This window comes from Streptomyces sp. MspMP-M5 (assembly GCF_000373585.1).
In the GTDB taxonomy this organism is placed as follows: domain Bacteria; phylum Actinomycetota; class Actinomycetes; order Streptomycetales; family Streptomycetaceae; genus Streptomyces.
Genome location: NZ_KB891904.1, coordinates 1 through 22,878 on the forward strand (window position 1 = coordinate 1; position 22,878 = coordinate 22,878).

At 72.5% G+C, this 22,878-nt stretch carries 10 protein-coding genes; 2 read left to right on the forward strand and 8 right to left on the reverse strand.

Annotated features, from left to right (window positions below):
* Nucleotides 1-8,565, reverse strand: an 8,565-nt coding sequence (locus tag B073_RS40860) for a type I polyketide synthase (protein WP_018540593.1), incomplete at its 3' end; no start/stop codon positions are given.
* Between the two features lie 354 nt (nt 8,566-8,919).
* Between B073_RS40860 and B073_RS0123835 the strand changes: the two genes are divergently transcribed.
* Nucleotides 8,920-9,303, forward strand: a complete 384-nt coding sequence (locus B073_RS0123835) for a YybH family protein (RefSeq protein WP_018540594.1) — start codon at nt 8,920-8,922, stop codon at nt 9,301-9,303.
* Nucleotides 9,304-9,377: 74 nt separating this feature from the next.
* Complete coding sequence (locus tag B073_RS0123840) at nt 9,378-10,556, forward strand: acyl-CoA dehydrogenase family protein (RefSeq protein ID WP_018540595.1); 1,179 nt, start codon at nt 9,378-9,380, stop codon at nt 10,554-10,556.
* A 78-nt stretch (nt 10,557-10,634) separates the two neighbouring features.
* Here the strand turns inward: B073_RS0123840 and B073_RS0123845 are convergent, their stop codons facing one another.
* The 7 genes from B073_RS0123845 to B073_RS0123875 all read right to left on the reverse strand — a co-directional run bounded on the left by B073_RS0123845 (nt 10,635) and on the right by B073_RS0123875 (nt 22,878).
* A complete protein-coding gene (locus tag B073_RS0123845; RefSeq protein ID WP_051094164.1) occupies nt 10,635-12,224 on the reverse strand; it encodes an aspartate aminotransferase family protein in 1,590 nt (529 codons plus the stop codon).
* 47 nt (nt 12,225-12,271) lie between these two features.
* A complete protein-coding gene (locus B073_RS42920) occupies nt 12,272-14,071 on the reverse strand; it encodes a BTAD domain-containing putative transcriptional regulator (RefSeq protein ID WP_018540597.1) in 1,800 nt (599 codons plus the stop codon).
* A gap of 53 nt (nt 14,072-14,124) precedes the next feature.
* On the reverse strand, nt 14,125-14,880 hold the full coding sequence (locus B073_RS0123855; RefSeq protein WP_234025150.1) for a thioesterase II family protein: 756 nt from the start codon (nt 14,878-14,880) through the stop codon (nt 14,125-14,127).
* A gap of 161 nt (nt 14,881-15,041) precedes the next feature.
* The gene (locus B073_RS0123860; RefSeq protein WP_018540599.1) at nt 15,042-15,872 is read right to left on the reverse strand and encodes a thioesterase II family protein; all 831 of its coding nucleotides are present in this window, start codon (nt 15,870-15,872) and stop codon (nt 15,042-15,044) included.
* 258 nt (nt 15,873-16,130) lie between these two features.
* A complete protein-coding gene (locus tag B073_RS0123865; protein ID WP_026247673.1) occupies nt 16,131-16,328 on the reverse strand; it encodes a ferredoxin in 198 nt (65 codons plus the stop codon).
* 32 nt (nt 16,329-16,360) lie between these two features.
* A complete protein-coding gene (gene fabG, locus B073_RS0123870) occupies nt 16,361-17,128 on the reverse strand; it encodes a 3-oxoacyl-ACP reductase FabG (RefSeq protein WP_018540601.1) in 768 nt (255 codons plus the stop codon).
* On the reverse strand, nt 17,125-22,878 hold the full coding sequence (locus B073_RS0123875; RefSeq protein ID WP_106731933.1) for an SDR family NAD(P)-dependent oxidoreductase: 5,754 nt from the start codon (nt 22,876-22,878) through the stop codon (nt 17,125-17,127). Before B073_RS0123875 ends, fabG begins: the two co-directional genes overlap by 4 nt.

Consider the following 22,878-nt stretch of genomic DNA (forward strand, 5'->3'; position numbering starts at 1 on the left):
GCGGACGTAGGAGGTGCCGGGGTGTTCGGGGTCCGGGTGGTAGAGGTTCTCCAGGTCCCAGCCGCGGTTGGTGGGGAAGTCGCCGATGGCGTCCCCGCCCTCCGCCACTAGTTGCCACAAATCGTCGGGCGAGGTGATGCCGCCGGGATAGCGGCAGGCCATACCGACGATGACAATCGGCTCGTCCACGCCGGCGACCGCCGCGGGGGCCGACGCCGTCCCGGCAGGGGCGCCCGCGATCTCGGCGGCCAGATGCCCGGCAAGGGCGACGGGCGTCGGATGATCGAAGACCAACGTGCTGGACAGCCGCAGACCCGTGGACTTCCTGAGCCGGTTGCGCAGCTCGACGCCCGCCAGGGAGTCGAAGCCGAGGCTCTTGAAGGCGCGGTCGGGGACGACGGCGTCGACGCCGGGGTGCCCCAGGACGTCAGCGACCGCGCCGCGCACGAACTCCAACACGGCCTCGGCCCGCTCGGACTCCGGCAGCCGTGCCATCCGCTGAGCCCACCCGCCGCCGTCCCCTTCCGCGCCGCCGCCCTGCCCCGGCGCCGTACGCCGCACGGCACGCCGTGCGCCGGCCGCTGCCAGACCGCGCAGGACCACGGGCAGCGAGCCGTCGTCGGGGCGCATCCGCGACGGCGCCAGCGCCGCGGGGACCACAAGGGGGGCACCTACGGCCAGCGCCGCGTCGAACAGGGCAGTACCCTGATCCTCCGTCAGCGGTGTGACGCCGATACGGTGCCACCGCGACAGGCCCGCCTCGTCGAGGCCACCCCCCATCCCGGTCGCCCCCTCCCACAGCCCCCACGCCAGTGAGAGGGCGGGCAGCCCCTCGGCGTGGCGGTGCTCGGCCAGGGCGTCCAAGAAGGTGTTCGCGGCGGCATAGTTGGCCTGCCCCGCCGTACCGGTAATGCCTGAGAGGGATGAGAAGAGGACGAACGCGGCGAGGCCGGTGTCGCGGGTCAGCTCGTGCAGATTCCACGCGGCATCCGCCTTGGGGCGCAGGACGGTATCCAGCTGCCGGGCGTCGAGGGATTCCACGGTGGCGTCGGCGAGCGTGCCGGCGGCGTGCAGCACCGCGGTGAGCGGATGCTCGACCGCAACGGCGTCGATCACCGCCGCCAAGGCGTCCCGGTCGGCGGCGTCACAGGCCACGATGGTGGCCTCGGCCCCCAAAGCTGCGAGATCCGCCCGGAGCCGGGCCGCACCCGGGGCCCGTTCGCCGCGCCGGCCCAGCAGCAGCAGATGGCGGACCGAGTGCCTGGCGGCCAGATGCCGGGCGAACAGGCTCCCCAGCGCGCCGGTACCACCAGTGATCAGGACGGTGCCCTCCGGGTCCAGCCGGGGGGCACGGACGGCCGGTCGGGGTGCGGCCCCGGACAGCCGGGGGACGTACAACGCTCCATCACGCACGGCAAGTTGGGGTTCGACGGCCGCCGCGGCAGCGGTAAGAGCTTCCTCGGCCGCCACGGCGCCGTCGCCGGCTTCGAGGTCGACGAGCAGCAGCCGGCCAGGGTGCTCGGCCTGCGCGGAGCGGACCAGGCCCCACAGCGCGGCGGCTGCCGGTGCGGCAACCCTGTCATCGGGCAGCGCCGCGACCGCACCACGAGTGACGAACATCAGCCGGACCGCGTCGAGCCGCTCGTCGGAGACAAAACGCTGCACCAGGCTCAGCGCACGGTGCGCCATGGCGTGTGCGGCGGCCGGCGGCTCGCCGTCCAGCGCCCAACGGTCGGCCCGTACGACGAGGACGTCAGCGCCGAGGCTGCCCCCCTCGCCCAGGTCTTCCCCGTCCGTCTCCACCAGATGTGTGCCACCGGCCTGGGCCGACGCGCTCACCGCGGACCACTCCAGTGCGAACAGCGCCCCGGGCCCGGAGACGCTCCCGGCGCTCGCCAACGCGCCGCGTTCCACCGGGCGCAGAGCCAGCGATTCCACCGAGGCGACCAGCGCGCCGGTGGTGTCTGCGACCGTCAGCGCGACGGCACCGCCGCCTGCCGGGGAGATCCGTGCCCGCACGGCGGTGGCCCCGGACGCGTGCAGGACCGTTCCGGACCAGGCGAACGGGAGCTGGATCAGCCCCGGTTCGGTGTCCTGGCCGAGCCGGAGCACCAGCGGGTGCAGTACGGCGTCCAGCAGCGCCGGATGGATGCCGAAGCGTGCCGCATGCTCATGCTGCTCCTGGGGGAGCCCTACCTCTGCGTACAGGTCCTCGCCCTTGCGCCACAGCGCGGTCAGGCCCTGGAAGGCAGGCCCGTAGGCGTAACCGAGGTCCGCCAGCCGGTCGTAGGCGTCGCCCGCCCCCTCCGAGGCGTCCACCGGCACGGGGACGGCGCCCGGCGGCGGCCACTGGCCAAGGGCGCCGTCGTCCGTCTCCGGTGGCTGGGGGGACCGCTCGCCGAGCGTCCCCGATGCGTGCCGCGTCCACAGCGCCTGGCCGGCCGCGCCGTCGGGGCGCGTGTGGATGAGGAACGGACGACCGCCGGTGCCGTCCGGGGCGCCGACGGCCACCTGTACCCGTAGGGCGCCGCGCTCGGGGAGGAGCAACGGGGACTCCAGGGTGAGGTCCTCGACCCGCGCGGCCCCGACGCGGTCCCCGGCTGCCACGGCCAGTTCCAGGAAGGCGGTGGCGGGCACCAGGGCGGCTCCGCCCACGGTGTGGTCCGCCAGCCACGGGTGGGTGGCCCGGGAGAGCCGTCCGGTGAGCACCAGGCCGTCGCGGTCGGCCAGTTGGACGGCCGCGGACAGCATCGGGTGCCCGGCCGGGTCCAGGCCCAAGGGCTGCGGGTCGGCGCCGGGTTCGGAGGCCGGCCAGTACCGCTCGCGCTGGAAGGCGTAGGTGGGCAGCTCGATGCGGCGGCCGTCGGGGAAGAAGGACACCGCGTCCAGGTCCGCGCCGTTGACCTGGGCCGTGGCCACGGCGGTGACCACGGACCGCGGCTCCGGGCGGCCGGCGCGCAGCAGGGCGACGGCGGTGCTCTCCGGGCCGCCGACCTCCTGGGCCGGCCCCGTCAGGACGGCGTCCGGGCCGACCTCGACGAAGACGGTGGTGCCCCGCTCGCGCAGCGTACGCAGCGCGGCCAGGAACCGCACGGTCCGGCGGATCTGGTCCGTCCAGTAGTCGGCGGAGGTCAGCTCGGCGGTGGTGGCCAGGGCGCCGGTCACGGTGGAGACGATCGGGATACGCGGCTCGTGGTAGCTCACCGACGCGGCCACCTCGTGGAACTCGGCGAGAATGCCGTCCATGTGCGGCGAGTGGAAGGCGTGGCTCACCTTCAGGGCACGCGTCTTGCGGCCCTGCTCGCGCCAAAGGGCCTCGACGGCCTCGACGGCGTCCCGGTCACCGGAGACGACCACGGAATCGGGGCCGTTGACGGCGGCGATCACCACCCGGTCCTCCCGGCCGCCGAGCGAGGCGGCGACCTCGTCCTGCGTCGCCTGGATCGCGGTCATCGCCCCGCCTTCGGGAGCCGACTGCATCAGACGCCCGCGGGCGGCGACGAGCCTTGCGGCGTCCCGCAGTTCCACAACCCCCGCGACGTGCGCGGCGGCCAGCTCCCCGACCGAGTGGCCCGCGAGCAGGCCGGGGACCAGCCCGTGCCGCTCCAGAAGCCGGAACAGCGCCACCTCGACGGCGAACAGGGCGGGCTGGGCATACTCGGTGCGGTGCAGTGCCGCTTCGGCCTCGGTGACCTCCCGCCCGAACACCACGTCCCGAAGCGGACGCGACAGATGCCGGTCCAGCTCGGCGCAGACCGCATCGAAGGACCGGGCGAAGACCGGGTGCGCCTCGTACAGTTCCCGCCCCATGCCGATGCGCTGTGCGCCCTGCCCGGTGAACAGGAAGGCGGTCAGCCCGCCCGCGGTGGCACTGCCCGCCACCGTGTGCGCGGCAGTAGCACCGTGGGCGAGTGCGTCGAGCCCCGTGAGCAGGTCCTCCCGCGTGGCGCCGACGACGACGGCCCGGTGCTCGAAGGCCGCACGGGCCGCCAGCGAGCGGCCGATGTCCGGCCCGGTGAGTTCGGGGCGCGCGGTCACGTAGGAGTGCAGCCGGGCGGTCTGGGCCCGCAGCGCCTGCGGAGTGCGGGCGGAGACCAGCCACGGGACGGGGGCCGCGGGCCGGTCGGCGGCCGGCTTCCCGGCCTGCTCGTCGCCGGACTCCTCGGCCTGTTCGATGATGACGTGTGCGTTGGTGCCGCTGATGCCGAAAGCGGAGACGGCGGCGCGGCGCGGATGGCCGGTCACCGGCCAGGCACGCTCCTGTGTGAGCAGTGCGAGGCCGCCTGAGTCCCAGTCCACGTGGGGGGACGGCTCGGTGGCATGCAGTGTCCTGGGCAGCAGTCCGTGCCGTATCGCCCCCACCATCTTGATCACGCCGCCCACCCCGGCCGCGGACTGGGCGTGGCCGATGTTGGACTTGAGGGAGCCGAGGTGGAGCGGCCGGTCCTTCGGGCGATCCCGTCCGTAGGTGGCCTGCAGTGCCTGTGCCTCGATCGGGTCGCCGAGCCGGGTGCCGGTGCCGTGGGCCTCGACGGCGTCCACGTCCCGGGCGTCCAGCCGGGCGTCGGCCAGCGCTTCGAGGATCACCCGCTGCTGGGCGGGGCCGCTGGGGGCGGTCAGGCCGTTGCTGGCACCGTCCTGGTTGACGGCCGTGCCGCGAATCACCGCGAGCACCCGGTGCCCGTTGCGTCGTGCGTCCGAGAGCCGTTCCAGGAGCAGCAGGCCCACACCCTCGGCCCAGCCGGTGCCGTCGGCCGAGGCCGCGAAGGACTTGCAGCGGCCATCGGGCGCCAGCCCGCGCTGCCGGGAGAACTCCACGAACATCCCCGGGCCGGACATCACGGTCGCCCCGCCCGCCAGCGCCAGTGTCGTCTCGCCCTGCCGCAGGGATCGCACCGCGAGGTGCAGCGCCACCAGCGAGGAGGAGCACGCGGTGTCGACGGTCACGGCGGGTCCCACCAGGCCCAGGTGGTAGGCGATGCGGCCGGACAGCACACTGGGGTGCCCGCCGGTCAGCACATGTCCCGCAAGGCCCTCGGGCGCCTGGTGCATCCGGGGCCCGTAGTCGAGCGCGGTCCCGCCCACGAAGACGCCCGCGCGGTTTCCGGCGAGCGCACGCGGGTCCAGCCCTGCGTGCTCCACCGCCTCCCACGCGGTTTCCAGGAGCAGCCGCTGTTGCGGGTCCATACTCAGCGCCTCGCGCGGGGAGATGTCGAAGAACGCGGCGTCGAACTCGCCCGCACCGTGCAGGAATCCGCCCCGTCTCACATAGCTCCTGCCGGCCTGCTCCGGGTCCGGGTCGTACAGCTCTTCGTCCCAGCCCCGGTCGGCCGGGAAGTCGGTGATGGCGTCCCGGCCATCGGCCACCAGCCGCCACAGCTCCTGCGGGGAGGCGACGTCCCCGGGATAACGGCAGGCCATACCGACGATGGCGATCGCCTCACCGGCGCGCTCGCGGCGCCGCAGCGGCCGCACCGGCGCCGCTGCCGCCTCCTCGACGTCGAGCAACGCGCCCTCCGCGTGGAGGAGCTCACCGGTCAGGTGCTCGGCCAGTGCCCGCGGCGTCGGGTGGTCGAAGAGCAAGGAGGAGGGCAGCGGCAGACCGGTCGCGGCCCGCAGCCGGTTGCGCAGCTCGACAGAGGTGAGTGAGTCGAAGCCCAGGTCCTTGAAGGCGCGCCGGTCCTCGACCTCGTCGGCCGCGTACTCCAGCACCGCCGCGATCTGCGCCCGCACCAACTCGGCCACCGCGCGCCGACGCTCGTGCCCGTCCGCGCTGGTCAACCGCGCCCGCAGCGCTGCCTCGTCCCCGGCGTCGGCCTGCGCACGGACGTCCTCGCCGACCCAGTAGCGACGGTGCCGGAAGGCGTAGGCGGGCAGCTCGGCGCGGCGGGCGCCGGTCCCCTCGAAGAGTCCCTGCCAGCTGACCGGGACACCATGGATCCAGGCATGGGCGAGCGAGGCGACGAAGCGGCGGGCTCCGCCCTCGCCGCGGCGCAGCGTGCCCTGGACGTGGGAGCCAAAAGCTCCGTGGGCCTCCACCGTCTGCTCGATGCCGACGGCCAAGACGGGGTGGGGCGAGACCTCGATGAACGTCGCGTCACCGTCGCAGAGGAAGGCGGCGACCGTCTCCTCGAAGCGAACGGTTCGACGGAGGTTCTCGTACCAGTAGCCCCCGTCGAGTTCCGTCCCCTGCAGCGCGCCGGCGGTCACGGTCGAGTAGAAAGGCACCTGCGCGGGCTGCGGGGCGACCCCGTCCAAAGCCGTGGCCAGTTCGTCCCGCAGCTCTTCGACCTGCGCCGAGTGGGAGGCGTAGTCGACCGGTATCCGGCGGGCCCGCAGATGCCTCTCGTCGCACAGGGCGAGCAGTTCCCCCACCGCCTGCTCCTCGCCCGCGACGACCACGGAGGCGGGGCCGTTGACGGTGGCCAGGGCGAGGCGGTCGCCCCACGGGGCGATGAGTTCGTCCGCCTGCCGGGGAGTTTGGCCGAGGGAGACCATGCCGCCGCGTCCGGCCAGGGCCAGGAGCGTCTGCGAGCGGCGGGCGACGATGCGGGCCGCGTCGCGCAGGGTCAGCACGCCCGCCACATGCGCGGCGGCGATCTCGCCCTGGGAGGCGCCGATGACCGCGTCGGGCGTGACGCCGTGCGCCTGCCAGAGACGGGCCAGAGCGACCATGACGGCGAAGAGCGCAGGCTGGACGACATCGACACGCTCCAGGGCGGGCGCGCCCGGTGCACCCCGGAGCACGTCCTCCAGCCCACAACCGTCCCAGTCGGTGAACTCTGCCAGCGCCTGGGCACATTGACGCATGTGGCGGGCGAAGAGCGGACTGGAGTCCCACAGCTCTACGGCCATTCCGGCCCACTGAGAGCCCTGGCCGGGGAAGACGAACACCACACGCTTCCCGGCCTGCCCCCCCTCGCCACCGCCGCCGGACTCGACGAGGTTCGGGTCGGCTTCGCCGGAGGCCAGCGCGTGCAGCCCGGCGATCAACTCCGCACGCTCACCGCCCACCACCACCGCACGGTCCTCGAAGGCCGTACGAGCCGTGGCCAGCGTCCAGCCGACGTCCTGCGGCCGCAGCGCGGGCCTGGCCTCGACGTACGCGGCCAGCCGCGCGGCCTGCGCCCGCAGCGCGGCGGTGCCCCGGCCGGACACGGTCCACGGCACCAGCGACGCCAGCCCCCTCTCACCGCCGTGCTCTTCGGACTCCGCATCCGCCGGTGTCACCGGCTCGGGCGCCTGCTCCACCACCACATGGCAGTTGGTGCCGCCCATGCCGAACGAACTCACCCCGCTCAGCAGCGGCCGGTCCGTACGCGGCCACGGTGAGCGCTCACACACCACCGAAAGCCCCAACTCCTCCAGCGGAGCGGCCGGATGGGGCGATGCGAAGTTGAGACTGGCCGGGATCTCCCGGTGCCAGAGACTGAGCAGCGTCTTGATCAGGCCGGCCAGCCCCGCCGCGCTCTCCAGATGGCCGATGTTGGTCTTGGCCGAACCGACCAGCAGCCGGTCGCCGGGAGCCCGTCCGGAACCCAGCGCCGCACCCAGCGCCCTGGCCTCGATCGGGTCGCCCACCGGCGTACCGCTGCCGTGCAGTTCCACGTACTGCACGGCAGCCGGGTCCACACCGGCCTGCGCGTACGCCCGGCGCAGCACCCGCTCCTGGGCGGCCGCGCTGGGCACGGTCAGCCCTGTGGTGGCACCGTCGTTGTTGACGGCGCTGCCGCGGATCACCCCGTAGATCCGGTCGCCGTCCGCGCGGGCCAGCTCAAGAGGCTTCAGGACAAGGACTCCGGCCCCCTCGCCGCGGACGAACCCGTTGGCGCGGGAGTCGAAGGCATAGGTGCACCCGTCGGGGGACAGGCCACCGAACCGCTCCTCGGTCAGTGCGGCCTCGCCGAGGATGTTGAGATTCACGCCGGCCGCGAGCGCCGTGGTGGACTCGCCCGTACGCAGCGACTCGCAGGCCAGGTGGACGGCGACGAGCGAGGAGGACTGGGCCGCGTCCACGGTCAGACTCGGACCGTTCAGCCCCAGGACGTACGAGACGCGGTTGGCGATGACACCGCGGTTGACACCGGTCATCGTGTGCTGGGTGACGGCGTCGGCACCGTACTGATGGACGAGCGAGGCGTAGTCGTCACGCAGCGATCCGACGAACACCGCCGTGCGGCTGCCACGCAGCGTGGCCGGAACGATCCCGGCATCCTCCAGCGCGGCCCAGGACAGCTCCAGCACGATCCGCTGCTGCGGGTCCATGGCGACCGCCTCGCGGGGCGAGATGCCGAAGAACGCGGCGTCGAACCCGCCGACGTCATCGAGGAATCCGCCGCGCAGCAGGCCGGGTGCCGCAGCCGAATCCGCCGTCAGAGCGTCCAGTTCCGACCGCCGGCCCTCCGGTACATCGGTGATCGCGCTGCGGCCCTCGCGCAACAGGTCCCAGAACGCCGCGAGAGTCGGCGCCTGGGGCAGACGGCACGCCATACCGACCACGGCGATCGGCGCACCGCGCCCGTCCGCCTCCTGATTCGCGTCAACAACACCGTGCTCGCTCGTCATCGCGCTCGGAATCCCTTCCCTGGGTGAGTCCCCTGGGCGCACATCCGTTGCGCCGCGGAACGCCGAAGGCGTCCCGGGCCGACGGCGCGGCCTGCCCGGACTGGAAAGACGTTGTGCTGCCGAAGGCACCTGGGTCCGCCGCTCGCAAACGCCGTACTCACATGTAAGCCGCACTTTAAGCGACCTGTGCCACGCCCTTCTCAGCCGCCGTCCACAAAGCGGTAATTGGCTTTCCCGAGCCATGATGAGTGCGCCGTTACCCGGGGGTTGATACCAGGTGTGGCGGCACCGGTTACCCTCGCACCGCGTTTTCCGCGTGATTTCCGCACTGCACAGAATCGGAGCAGATACGTCATGGCCACATTCGAGCCGACCCGCGATATCGACAAGCACGCCGAGCTGTACGCGCAGGTCCTCAACTCCGGCGACGCCGAAGCCCTCAACGCGCTGTACACCGACGACGCGATCGCCGTATGGGAGCCGGGGCAGCCGCTCACCGGCGCGGCGCGCAAGGCGGCACTGGCGGAGTTCCTCACCATGAACCCCGTGATGACGGCCAAGACCCGCGAGTCGTACATCACCGGCGACACCGCGCTGCTGTTCGTCGACTGGACCATGGAGATCGACACCCCCGACGGCCGCCGGTCCGACTCCGGCGTGGGCGTCGACGTCGTACGGCGCGGCGCGGACGGCAGATGGCGGCACGCCGTCGACAGCCCCTACAGCGGCACCAAGTAACGGCCGGCCACCTCCATTACTGCGCGGTCACGCAGAAATCGGACACCCGGAAACAACTCGATCGAGGAGACGTTATGACTGCCATCGGCACCGAGGCTGCGGCAATCCTGGAGGCGGTGGAGGGCATCCTCCCCGGCTTGCGGGAGAATTCCCTGGAGGCGGAGGAACGCCGCTGGATTCCGGACGAGAACATCGCCCTGCTGGAGAAGACGGGTATTTTCCGGATGGGGGTGCCGCGGCGTTTCGGCGGCCTCGACCTGCCGCTCGCCGAGCAGATCAAGATCCTGACCGAGCTGCCGCGCGGCTGCGGATCCACGGGCTGGGTCGCCATGGTCTGGGCCGCCTGCACCTGGCTGGCCACGCTGTACCCGGAGCAGGCCCAGCAGGAGGTCTTCGCCGACAGCCCGGCGCGGATATCCGGCGGATTCACCCCCTCCGGCAGCGTCGTCCCCGCCGACGGCGGCTTCGTCCTCAACGGCACCTGGCGCTTCAACACCGGCTGCCGCGGCGCGCACTGGGACATTCTGGCAGCCCTCCAGGAGCACCCCGACGGCCAGGTCGAGCAGGTCTTCGCACTGGTGCCGATGGCGGACCTGACCGTCGCCGACGACTGGGACGTCACCTCAGGCAGCGGCACCGGCAGCTGCAGCGTGTCCGCGAAGGACGTCTTCGTCCCCGCGCACCGGGTGGCCTCCGGCATGGAGGCCACGACGGGCGGTTCCCCCGAGCGATCCGCCGACATGACGCCGGGACGCAACTACTACCTCACCGGATTCGTCAACTCCTGTGCCATCGCCACCTACATCGGTATCGCCAAGGCCGTGCTGGAACTGTTCACCGCCACCGCACAGCGCCGCGGGATCTCGTACACGAGCTGGACCGAGCAGCACAAGCACCCGCTGACCCAGATCAAGGTCGCCACCGCCGCCAACCAGATCGCCGCCGCCGAAGCACTCTCCGACAGCTATATCGCGTTGATGCAGGAGCGGGCGGACGCAGGAGAGCTACCGACGGTGGAGGAAATGGCCGCCTTCCACGGCAAGTCCGGCTACGCGCTGCAGCTCGTACGGGACGCCGTGACCGAACTGCACTCCATCAGCGGCGCCTCGGTCATCGCGCGCAAGGACCCCTTCCAGCGCCACTTCCGCGACATGATGGGCTTCTCCTTGCACGGCATGATGGCCCCGCACGTCAACCTCGAACTGCACGGCAGGGTTCTGCTCGGCCTCGACCCGGGCACCGACGTGCTCTGATGCGCATACCCCGGACGGAAAGGAGCCCTCCGTCCGGGGTACGCGCGGCTGACCTCAGCAGCGGCGGGTGCGCCTCCTTCAAGAGCCGAAGAAGCGCGCCTCGTCCTGGTCGCGCAGGATCTCGCACAGCGCACGCAGCCCGGCCGCCAACTGGTCGATCTCGCCGTCGCTCACATACACCGACGGCTCGAACCGGAGCGTACTGACCGCGCTCGCCGTCGGGAACGTACGGACCCGGTGCCGCTTGAGCAGATAGCCCGCGAGCGCATAGCCGAGAATCCCGGCCCGAGCGAAACCCCGGAAGGTCTCGGAGGAGGCCGACGTCTGGTCCATGAACTCCAGCCCCAGCATCAGGCCGCGGCCGCGTACCTCCTTGACCACGCCGGGAAACTCCTCGTGCAGTGCCAGCAGCACACCCTTGAGCGTGTTCCCGCGCTCGGCGGCGAGCCGATAGACCTGCCCGCCGTCGGCCTCCAAGATCTCCAGAACCTTCTGTGCGATCAGGCTGGAGAACGCGTCCTTGGCGAAGGTCGAGCTGTGCACCATCTCGAACTCCCGCCGATAGCGGCTCTGCCGCACGAGCATGACGGAGTTCTTGGCGATACCCCCGCCCAGGCTCTTGGCCAGTGTGTAGTAGTCGCCGCGCAGCCCGAGACGGGAGGACGCGAGGAACGAGCCGGTGCGGCCCATGCCGCTCTGGATCTCGTCCACGATCACCGGGCAGCCGGCGGCCGTGCACTCGCGCCCGATCTCCTCGGCCAGCTCCCGGCTCACCTCCACGATGCCGCCCTCACCCTGGATCGGCTCCACAAGAAAGGCGCACACCACCGGGAAGTCCCGCTCGGCCACCCGCACTTCGCCGCCCTCGACCACGACGTCGAAGACGACGGCCCGCTCAGCGGCAAGAGCCTCCCCGACCGCGCCCGGGCACCCGAGGGGAACGAACCGGGACTGCGTGGCCAGCGCGGAGAAGGGGGCACGGAAGTCCGGGTTGTGGGTGAGCTGAACGCTGCCCATCAGCTTGCCGTGGAACCCGCCCTCCAGCGCGAGGAAGACCGGCGGCCGGGCCATCTGCTCGGCGTTGCGACGCTCGGCCTCGGCCAGCAGCTCGGCCACGCCGCCGGCCTCGAGGCCCAGTTGCGCCAGGGCATCGGCGGTGACCTTCGCCGCACCCGCGGACACCGCCGCACGGACCTGTTCGGCGTGCGCGGCGAGCTCGGCGGCGAGCACGCCGGCCCGCATGACCCGGTCCATCTCGGCGTGCTTGACCGCGGCCTCGATCGCCTCCGCACCGCTGTTGGCGAAGATGGCGAAGTAGGGTTCGTCGCTGCCGAGCTCGCGCTGGAGGATCTCGTTGAGACGGACAGCCACGGAGTTGGCGTGGGAACTCGGCGCGAACTGAGCGTGCACCGGCACCTGGCCGTCCAGGATCTCTCTGGCCCGGGCCACGATCTGCGGGTTGTTGTGCCCGAGCAGCAGCGACCCGTAGCCACCCGTGAAGTCGACCACGGGCACTTCCGCGCCGTTCTCGTCGTGGAAATACAGGGTGTTGCGTTCGGCCCGCACATATTCGACGTCGAGCCCGGCCATGGCGAGCGTCTCGCGCAGGTGGGGTTCGGTCAGTTCGACCGGCCCCGCTGGTCTGTGTCCGGTCACTGCAGCTTCCATGATTCCTCGGTGTCCTCATCCTTGATCACTTGTCGGTTCTCGATCGTTCAGGCGTCGAAGAGCTGGTGTTCGACACCGTGGGGAGCGGTCGGCCGCTCCCCCCGCACGGCCGACGACAGCGACGCCACCAGCCGGTCAGTGGTGTCCCGGGTCGACCGCCCCAAGGTGAGGGTGGTCGCCTGACTGCTGCCCCCGGCCCAGGAACGGCGCCGCAGCAGCAGCTCCGGGTCCGCGGCCGCGACGATGAACAGCGGCACCGGGCCCGCACACTGGGCCAACTCCTCCACGGCGTCCAGCACACTGCCGTCCGCATGATGCACATCGTCGAACCCGAGCACGACCGGCCGCCGCCGCGCCGCCGCCTGGAAGAACTCCCGCCAGGCCACCATCACTTCGCCCGGTGTGCCGCCGCACCGGGAGTCGGAGGTCGGATCGACCAGCGGCACGAGCCGGGCCAGCGTCCAGCCCGCGGACTGCGCGGACCCGAACAGCGACCGCACCGTCTCCGCAAGCCTGGCCCAGGCCGTCGCCGCCGCGTCATCAGGCCGCAGACCGCAGTACGCGGACAGGATCTGCGCCGGAGCGGTGAGCGGATCCCCGTGCGCAACGGCCGGGAACCGTCCGCTCAGGAACAGCGGCGACCCAGGCAAATCCGTTGCCTGGCCCCCGAATTCCCGCAGCAGACGACTCTTGCCCGCTCCCGGCTCGCCCACGACCGTCACCAGATGCGGCACGGACCGGTGCCTGGTGATACCGAACAGCCCCCGCAACGCCAGCAGTTCATACCCCAGCTCCGACGGCTGCCGTGCAGCGCCCTCGCCACGGCCCTCCGGCACGGGAGCCTCCCCCCGCCACCCGGCGGCGGCCTCTGCGGCAGGAACGCATCCGAAGGCGCCCTCGGCTGACCGCCGCACCTCCTGCCCGGCCCCCACCTCGGCCAGGGCCGCCCGGGACCCGTCCTCGCCTCTGCTTCCCTCTGCGCAGACCAGTGCCGATCGCGCCGACCGAATGACCTGCCGTGCAAGATTGCCGCGCGCCACCACGTCGAACGGGGCGTACGGTGACGCCGCCCCGCCCAGTGACAGCACGGGGTCCTGAGCGAGGATGGCCTGCTGGAGCCGCTTCAGCCCACGGCCCGGTTCCAGACCCAGGTTCTCCACAAGCCCGTCCCGCATCCGCCGGTAGACGCTGAGCGCGTCCGCCTGCCGGCCACACCGGTACAGCGCCAGCATCAACTGACCACACGAACGCTCCCGCAGCGGCTCGGCCTTGACCATCGCTTCCAACTCGGTGAGCACCCGGTGGTGCCGGCCGCAGCCCAGCTGTGCCTCGAAGTAGTCCTCCAGCACGTCCAGCCGGGCGTGCTGCACGGCCGCCAGCTCCGGCCAATCGACCCCGGCCTCCACGAGATCGGCCAGCACCGGGCCCCGCCACAGCGCGAGCGCCTCCCGCAGCAGCCGCGCGGCCTCCTCCAGCAAGCCCTGCGTCAGCTTCTCCCGGCCGACGCCGGCCCACTTCTCGAACAGATGCAGATCCACCAGTTCCGGATCGACCTGCATCACGTAACCCGGCGGCCGGGTCAACAGCGCCGCGCTCCGTGCAACGTGTGCGCCGTACCCACCGGAGAGCGCACCACGTATCCCGGACACGGCATTGTGCAAGATCTTGCGCGCGGTCGTCGGCGCGTCGTCCGCGGCCCACAGCGCCCCGAGCAACTGGCTCGTGGCCACGACATGGTTGGCCTGCAGCAGAAGAAACCCGAGCGTGGCACGCTGCTTGGTCCCGCCGAGCCCTATCGGCCGGTCATCGGCGAGGGCTTCCAAAGGCCCCAGAATTCGAAAGTGCATAGCTCCCCCACGGTCCGCAGGCATCCGGCCGGCGATCCGGCCGAGAAACGGCCCTACTCGGCGGCGATCCGGGCGCCCGTCACCGCGGTGGGCACGGACAGCGCCCGGCCGACGGTTTCGGCCACGCCGGCGATGTGGTGGTCGAGGTAGAAGTGCCCGCCCGGGAAGACCCGCACATCGGTGGGCGCCGACGTCAGCTCGCACCAGGCCGAGGCGCCGGACCGGCTCGCCACAGGGTCACGGTCACCGACGAGCACCGTGAAGGGAACGCTCAGTTTCGGGCACGGACTCCACCGGTACGACCCGATCGCGCGGTAGTCGGCTCGCAGCGCGGGAAGCACCATCGCCAGCAGCTCGGGGTCCTCCAGCACCGACGCGGTGGTCCCCCCGAGCACCCGTACCATCTTCAGCACATCGGCGTCGCCGTGCAGCTGGTCGTGCGTGCCCGGCACCCGCGTCGGGGCGTTCCGGCCGGAAAGGAACAGCCGTACGGGAACGGGCGCTCCTCGGGCTTCCAGCCGCCGTGCGACCTCGTACGCCAGGACCGCTCCCATACTGTGCCCGAAGAACGCGAAAGGCCCTTCGTGCGCCTCGTGCACCTCATCGGCGAGCAGGTCGGCCAGCCGGCCGATGTCCGCGACGGGCTGCTCCCGCAGGCGGTTCTGCCGACCGGGGTACTGCACCGCCAGCACCCGGACCGCCGGCGGGAGCGCACGCGAGAGCGGAACGTACGCGCTCGCCGCGCCACCCGCATGCGGGAAGCAGATCAGCCGGGTGCCGTCCCCGTCGCGTGACGCCCCGTTGCTCACCGGGCCGAATGTGTAGAACCACTGGCTGCGCATGCCGCCCCCCGATCGTCGTTCCCTGGAGCTCCCGCCCTGGACGGGATCCCACGGCCATGGTGCGGGCCCTCACTCAAAACCCGCACAAACCGTGGACAAAGTCCCCGCCCCCTGGCCAACGCCGCTGGTCAGGGAAGCTTGCCGTGTTCAACTGCCCAGCCACGAGGCGGGCCGACCGGCCCGGCCACGCCACCATGCGCGTGGGGAAGGGCCTTCGGCGCCACCGTGACCAGGGCGTCGGCGATCGTCGCCATCACGTCGGCCACCGCTGAGTGCAGGAAGAAGTGCTCGCCGGGAAGGACGACCAGCCGCGAGGCAGCGCTGGTCTGCCGCAGCCACCGGTGCAGCTTCTCGCTCGCCACCAGGGGATCGGCATCGCCCCCGAACACGGTCAAGGGCACCGCCAGCGGCGGTTGCGCGTGGTACCGGTAGGTCTCCAGCAGCGAGAAGTCCGCGCGCAGCGCGGGCAGTACCAGCTCCATCAGCCCGGCGTCGTTCAGGAGCTCGGTCGGCGTGCCGCCGAGGAAGCGCAGTTCCTCAAGCACATCGACGTCCGGCGCCGCATGGATCGGCTGCCGAGTGCGCGGCAGGTCGGGGGCGGCGGAGCCGGAGACGAAGAGGTGCACCGGCTGTGGCAGGCCCCGCCCGCGCAGGGTCCTGGTGAGCTCGAAGGCGATCAGAGCGCCCATGCTGTGGCCGAACAGCGCATAGGGCCGATCCAGGTGCCCCGTGAGGGCGTCGGCCAGCATCTCGGCCAACAACGGCATCCTGCTGACCGGGGTTTCGCCCCAACGGGCGCCGCGGCCGGGAAGCTCCAGCGGGTGCACGTGGACATCGTCGGGGGCCAGATCGCGCCAGCTCCGGTACGCCGACGCGCTGCCGCCCGCGTACGGGAGGCAGAAGAGGCGGACCCCGGCATCGTCCTGCGGCTCTGCCTGGTCAAACCATCGGTTGCGCATGGGGTGCTCTCCTTCGTCTCTGAAGCTTCTTCAGCCTGGCCATTGACCGGGTTACGGCAGGCGGCCCCGTGACAGGCTCCCGGACGGTCGAGCGATCGATCGATATCTCAACTCGCCTGCCCAGGAGCCTCGTTGGCCGCCCATCGAGCCGTATCCGACCTGCCGCACGCACGCGTGAAGTGGGTCACCGCGCCCATCTGGATCACCGCCGAAGAAGCTCACTGTGGTTCGCCCGGACGCGGACGCCGCCGGAGGCGGTCAGCCGGTCAGGGTCAGGGCACCCGACGGGCAGCGCTCCACCGCCGCTCGCGCGGCTTCGGCGGCCTCCTGCCCGCACACAGCGGCCCGCAGCAGCACGACGGTCCCGTCGTGATCGGACTGGTCGAAGAGATCGGGTGCGGTCAGCGCACACATGCCCGCGCCGAAGCAGCGTTCCGTATCAGCCTGGATCTGCAAGGTCGTATCCCCGTGCCGTGGTGTTTGCGGAGTCAGACGGTCACGCCGCCGTCGATCTGGAAGGCCGAGCCGGTGATGTACGCGGCCCGGTCCGAGAGCAGGAACGAGACCAGGTCGGCGACCTCGTGCGGCTCGCCGAACCGCCCCAGCGGGATGCGCTCCTTGAACCGCTCCCGCACCTCGGCCGGCAGGTCCATGACGGGATCGGTGGCGACGAAGCCGGGCACGACCACGTTCGCTCGTATCCCGTACCGGCCGACCTCGCGGGCCAGGGACTTGGTGAACCCGATGATCCCGGCCTTGGACGCAGCGTAGTTGGTCTGTCCGGAGTTGCCGTACAGACCGGCTATGGAGGACATCGTCACGATCGCACCGCGCCTGCGTTCGATCATGCCGTTGATGACGGTCCGGCAGACGTAGTACGTACCGTCGAGATTGACCCGCTGGACGTCGGTCCAGTCCTCGTCCTCCATCGCCGCCAGCGGACCGTCGCGCAGCACGGCGGCCGAGGTGACCACCGCCGCGATCGGACCGAGGGTGTCCTCGATCCCGTCGACGAGTTCCTCCACCGCGACGCTGTCGCCGACATCGGTCCGGCGCAGGTACATCCGCCGGCCCAGCGCGCCGATCTCCTTCTCCAGGCTCTGCGCGGCGGCCGTGTCGGAGGCGTAGCACACCGCCACGTCGAAGCCGTCCTGCGCCAGCCGCAGCGCGACGGCGCGGCCGATCCCGCGTGAGCCGCCCGCCACCAGCGCCACCGGGGCGTCCTGGTCCGCGCGGGTCGGGTCGATACCGCTCATGCCATGTCCTCTCGGTCCTCGTCCGCCGCGAGCAGGCGGCGCAGCTCTGCTTCCACTGCCTCGTCGGACAGACCCGCGAGCAGATCCGGGTCGGCCTCCGCCTCCGGTTCGTCGCGGCTGAGAACCTCGATGGTGTCCTCGGGGCCATCCGCTGCGGGGCGGGGGCCCGCGTCCAGCAAGGCCGCGGTGTGCGCGACGGTGGGGTGCTCGAAGAAGGCCCGCAGGTCGAGTTCCACCCCGAGGCGGTTCTTGAGGCGGGTGCCGATCTGAACCGCGGCCAGGGAGTGGCCGCCGAGGGCGAAGAAGTCGTCGTCGACGCCGACCCGGTCCAGGCCGAGGAGCTCCTGCCAGACTTCGGTGACCTCCCGCTCGCGGGGGGTGCGGGCAGCGACGTACGGCGTGTCCAGGTCCGGGCGGGGGTGGCTGCCGGGCGGCGCGAGCCGGCCCATCTCCCGTTCGAGCAGCGCGGGGGTCACCGAGCGGGCCAGCTCGCGTACGGCGGCGAAGTCGCGGTGGGAGACGAGGAGATGACCGGGGAGGGCGGGGGCGGCGAGAAGACGGGCGAAGACGTCCTTGCCCTGCTGCTCGGTGATGCCTTCGGCGAGGGTGCGCAGGACCCCGCCGGCCGCCTCGCCGGGACGGTCCGCGTCCGCCTCCGCGTCGTGCGCGGGCGGCTCGGCGGCGCGCGCTATCTGGTCGCGCAGGCCCCCCACGTCGTTGATCCGCTTGATGGTGAAGTCGCCGATCCGGGCCAGGAGCCGTCCGTCCGGGTCGAGGATCTCGATGTCGCAGGTGCTGGTCTCGCCCGCGGAGTCCGCCGCCCCCTTCATCTCGACATAGGCGTGGACGGTGCCGGTCAGGCCGTGGAAGACGCGCAGGCTGCGGTAGCTGAACGGCAGGTAGTACGTGTCGGGTGCGTGCACCCGGGCGGTGCCGCCGGCCGCGTCGAGCAGTGCCGGGTGCAGCAGGTAGTGGTCGAGGTCGCCGTGGTACTCCTCGTCGAGCCGCAGGGTCGCCAGCACCCGCTTCGGGCCGACCTGGATCTCCCGCATGCACCCCCAGCGCGGCCCGAAGGAGAACTCGATCGGGCCGCCCTTCTCGAACCGGTCCAGACGCAGCCCGAGCTTGATCGACTCGTCGGTGTCGAGGACCTCCGTCACCGCGCAGCCGGCACGGAGCTCATCCAGGTCGCGCACCGTGTCCGGCTCCGGCTCGAAGAAGGCGACGGTGCCGCGCGCGTGGTCGGTCCAGGCCACGCCCCCCGGCGCACCGGTGCGGCTCTGCACGGCGAAGTGCCACCGGCCGTCACGTTCCTCGATGGTGGTGAAGACCTCGCGCGACTGCCCGTCGGGGACGACCACGGGGATCATGTACTGCACGTCACCGATCTCGATGCCCCGCCCGGCGGCCTGCTCGGCGACGGCGGCCCGGACCAGTTCCAGGTAGGCGGTGCCCGGGACGAGGCCATGGCCCTGGATGCGGTGGTCGGCGACGATCCAGCTGTCGTCGGTGCTGAAGACCGTGGCGTATGTCCGGGAGGTGGCGGTGGAGCGGACCAGGCGCCGCAGCAGGGGGTGGCCGTCGAGCGGGCTGCCTGCGTCGAGGCCGAACCGGGAGCCGAGGCCGGCGGCCATGCCGACGTCCTGCCAGGTGTCCCAGCCGACGGAGGTGACGGGCAGCCCGTCCTGGCGGCGCTTGTACTGCGCCCACGCGTCGAGGAAGGCGTTGGCGGCCGCGTAGTCGCTCTGGCCGGGGCCGCCGAGGACGGCGGTCACGGAGGAGCACAGCAGCATGAAGTCCAGGTCGTCCTCACGGCAGACCTGGTCCAGGACGAGCAGGCCGTGGGTCTTGGCGGCGAGGACCTGGTCGGCGTCGGCCGGGGACTTGGTGACGATCATGCCCTGGGAGGGCAGCCCGGCGGCATGGACGACACCGTTGAGGGGGCCGCCCGCCGCCCGCAGGTCGCCGACGGCCCGCAGCATCTGCTCCGCGTCGGTGACATCGGCGCGCAGCAACACGACGCGGGCACCGAGGGATTCGAGGTGCCGCAGCCGCCTGATACGGGTGCTGGTGGCGTCGGTGTCGTCGTGGGCGGCGAGATGGGCGTCCCAGTCGGCGGGCGGCGGGAACGCGGCACGGCCCAGCAGGCCGAGGACCGGCCGGTCGGTCGCGGACGCGATGTGCTCGGCGAGGGCAAGACCGAGGCCGCCGAGGCCGCCGGTGACGAGATACACGCCGCCGTCCCGCAGCCCGGTGCGGTCGCCGTCACCGGGGGCGGTCCGGTCGATCCAGTCCACCCGGTCGAAGCCGCGCGCCCACAAGTGGCGCCCGCGCAGGGCGAGTTCGGCCCCGGCGTCGGTGTCGGTGAGGGCGGTGAGCACGGCGCGGACGGCGTCCTGGCCCGGGGCGTCCGGGTCGGTGCCGGTGATGTCCAGGACTCGGCAGGCGGTCTCGGCGGTCTCCTGGGGGATCACCGTGGCCGCGCCGAGCAGCAGGGCGTGCTCGGGCTGCAGCGGTTCGTCGCCGGTGACGTCGTACACGCCGCGGCAGAGCAGGTCCACAACGACCGGGGCAGGCAGCCGCGCGGCGCCCAGGGCCTGGGCGAGGGCGAGCAGGCTGTCGAAGCCGGTGCGGCGCGCGGCGTCCAGCCGTTCATGGGTGGGCGCCGCGCCGTCCACGGGGCCCTCGGCGGCGCCCCACAGGTGGACGAAGCGGAAGCGCTGCCCGTCCCTGACCGCGAAGGGGGGCGTGGCCAGGGACGAGGCGAGCGCGGACAGGTGGTCCCGGTCGGCGGGGTCCACAGTCCAAGAGCCCTCGCCGGTGCGTTCCATGGAGGTGCCCGCAGTGACGCGCACGACAAGGTCGCCGGCGGCCGCCAGGCGGTCGGCGAGGGCGTCACCGAGGGCGCGTCCGGCGCCGAGGATCACCCACGTGTCGCCGGTGGCCGCGGCCGTGCTCCGGACGGGCAGGGCGAGCCGCTGCCACCCGGGGGTGTAGAACCAGCCGTCCGCGGTGGTGGCGGCGGGCTCCGCAGCGCGGGGGAGCCCGGCCGGCTCGACCCAGTAGCGCCGCCGCTGAAAGGCGTAGCCGGGCAGCCGCACCGGGCGGTGTCGCTCCGGGCTCTGGACCGCGGCCCAGTCCACGGCGGCACCGGCGCTCCACACCGCCCCGAGGCCCGCCAGCAGATGGGCGTCGTCGGGGACGTGCTCGCCGGGGTGGCGCAGGGATCCGGCGGCGGGGCGGCCCGGTGTCCAGGCCCGGTGGGCGCGGGCGAAGTTGGTGAGGTTCTGGCCGGGGCCGACCTCCAGCGGGACGAGGACGGGGTCGGCGAGCAGCACGTCGAGGGCGTCGCGGAACCGTACCGGCCGGCGCAGGTGGGCGCCCCAGTAGTCGGGGCTGGTCGCCTGCTCGGTGGTGATCCAGGTGCCGGTGACGTTCGACAGGAACGGGATCGCCGGGGGGTGCAGGGCAACGGTGCGGACCTCGTCGGTGAACGCGGCCGCGGCAGCGTCCATGTCGGGCGAGTGGAAGGCGTGCGAGGTGTGCAGGCGACGGCAGCCCACGCCCTCGTCCGTGAGCCGCTGCTCCAGGGCGTCGACGGCCTGCGCGGTGCCGGAGACCACGGTCAGGGCGCTGGAGTTGACGGCGGCCAGCGCCAGGCCGTCCCCGAGGCGGGCGGTGGTCTCCTCCTCGGAGAGGAAGACGCTGAGCATGGCGCCGCCCGGCATCTGCTGGGCCAGCCGGCCGCGGGCGGCGACCAGGCGTACGGCATCCTCCAGGCAGAACACGCCCGCCAGGCAGGCGGCGGCGAACTCGCCGACGCTGTGGCCCAGCATGGCGCGAGGCTGGACGCCCCAGGACTGCCACAGCCGGGCCAGGGCGTACTCCACGCAGAACAGCGCGGGCTGGGCGAGGCGGGTCTGCCGCAGCCGCTCGGCGGCCTGCGGGGCGTCCCCGTCGAGCACCAGGGCGTGCAGATCCTCTCCCAGATGGGGGGCGAGCAGCTGCGCACAGCGGTCGAACTCGGCGGCGAAGACGGGCTCTCGGTCATACAGGCCGCGGGCCATCCCCGGGTACTGGGCGCCCTGCCCGGGGAAGAGGAACGCGACCGGGGCGTCGTCGGGCGCGGCAGCAACGGAGGTGCTCTGCGCGAGCCGGCGCAGCGCGTCGACGGCTTCCTCGGTGGTGCGGGCGACGACGGCGCCGCGGTGGGCGAACTCGGCCCGGCGGTGGGCCAGGGTGTGGGCGACGGCGTCGAGCGGGGCGCCGGGGTGGGCCGCGAGGTGGTCGGCCAGGCGCTCGGCGGCGCCGGCGAGCGCGGGTGCGGACTTCGCGGACAGCGGCAGCAGCCGGGCCGCGGGCTCGGTCGTGGCCCTCTCCCGGTCGCCGGCGGCCGGTGCGTCCGACAGCCCGGCGGGGGCCTCCTCCAGGACGACGTGGACGTTCGTCCCGCCGATGCCGAAGGAGCTGACGCCGGCCCGGCGCGGCTCGTCCGTGCGCGGCCAGGGCTGCAGTTCGGTGTTGACGTAGAACGGGCTGGTGTCCAGTTCGAGGCCGGGGTTGGGCCGCTGGTGGTGCAGCGTCGGCGGGATGGCCTCGTGCTTGAGGGCGAGGACGGCCTTGATCAGACCGGTGACGCCCGCGGCGGCGTCGAGGTGGCCGACGTTGCTCTTGACCGACCCGATGGCGCAGGTGCCCCGGCCGTCCATGGACGCGCGGAAGGCGCGGGTGAGGGCGGCGATCTCGATGGGGTCGCCGAGGGGAGTGCCGGTGCCGTGGGTCTCCACGTACCCGACGGTGGCCGGGTCGACGTCGGCCAGGGCCAGGGCCTCGGCGACGACCTCGGCCTGGCCGTCGATGCTCGGCGCGGTGTAACCGGCCTTGAGGGAACCGTCGTTGTTGACGGCGGTGGCCAGGATGACCGCTTCGACGGCGTCGTCGGCGGCCCGGGCGTCGGCCAGCCGGCGCAGCACGACGATGCCGACGCCGTTGCCGGGTACGGTGCCGGCCGCGTCGGCGTCGAACGCACGGCAGGTGCCGTCGGGGGAGAGGATGCCGCCGGACTCGTACGGGTAGCCGCCGCGCAGCGGGGACGAAACGGAGACGCCGCCGGCCAGGGCGATGTCGCATTCGCCGTTGACGAGGCTCTGGGCGGCGAGGTGCACCGCCGTCAGCGACGTGGAGCAGGCGGTCTGGACGGTCACCGCCGGGCCCTTCAGGTCCAGCTTGTAGGCGGCGCGGGTGGCCAGGAAGTCCTTGTCCGAGGAGAGCATCACCTGGTACATGCCGGATGCGTCCAGGACCCGCTGGTTGTTCATGAGGTTGAACAGCAGATAGCTGTTGAGCCCGGAGCCGGCGAAGACGCCGATACGGCCGTCGCAGCGGGCCGGGTCGATGCCGGCGGACTCCAGAGCGTGCCAGGCGCATTCGAGGAAGACCCGGTGCTGGGGGTCGAGGAGTTCGGCCTCGCGGGGGCTGTAACCGAAGAAGCCCTCGTCGAACAGGTCGGCACCGTCCAGTACGCCCTTGGCCTTGACGTAGTCGTCCTGGAGCAGGAGCGCCGGGGCGACGCCGGAGTCGGCCAGTTCCTCGTCGGAGAAGAGCGTGATGCCCTCGCGGCCGTGCTCGAGGTTGGCCCAGAAGGTCTCCACGTCGTCGGCGCCGGGGAAGCGGCCGGCCATGCCGATGACGGCGATGCGGTCGAGGTCCTGGCCCTGGTCCTGGCCCTGGTCCTGTTGTGGCTGTGACAC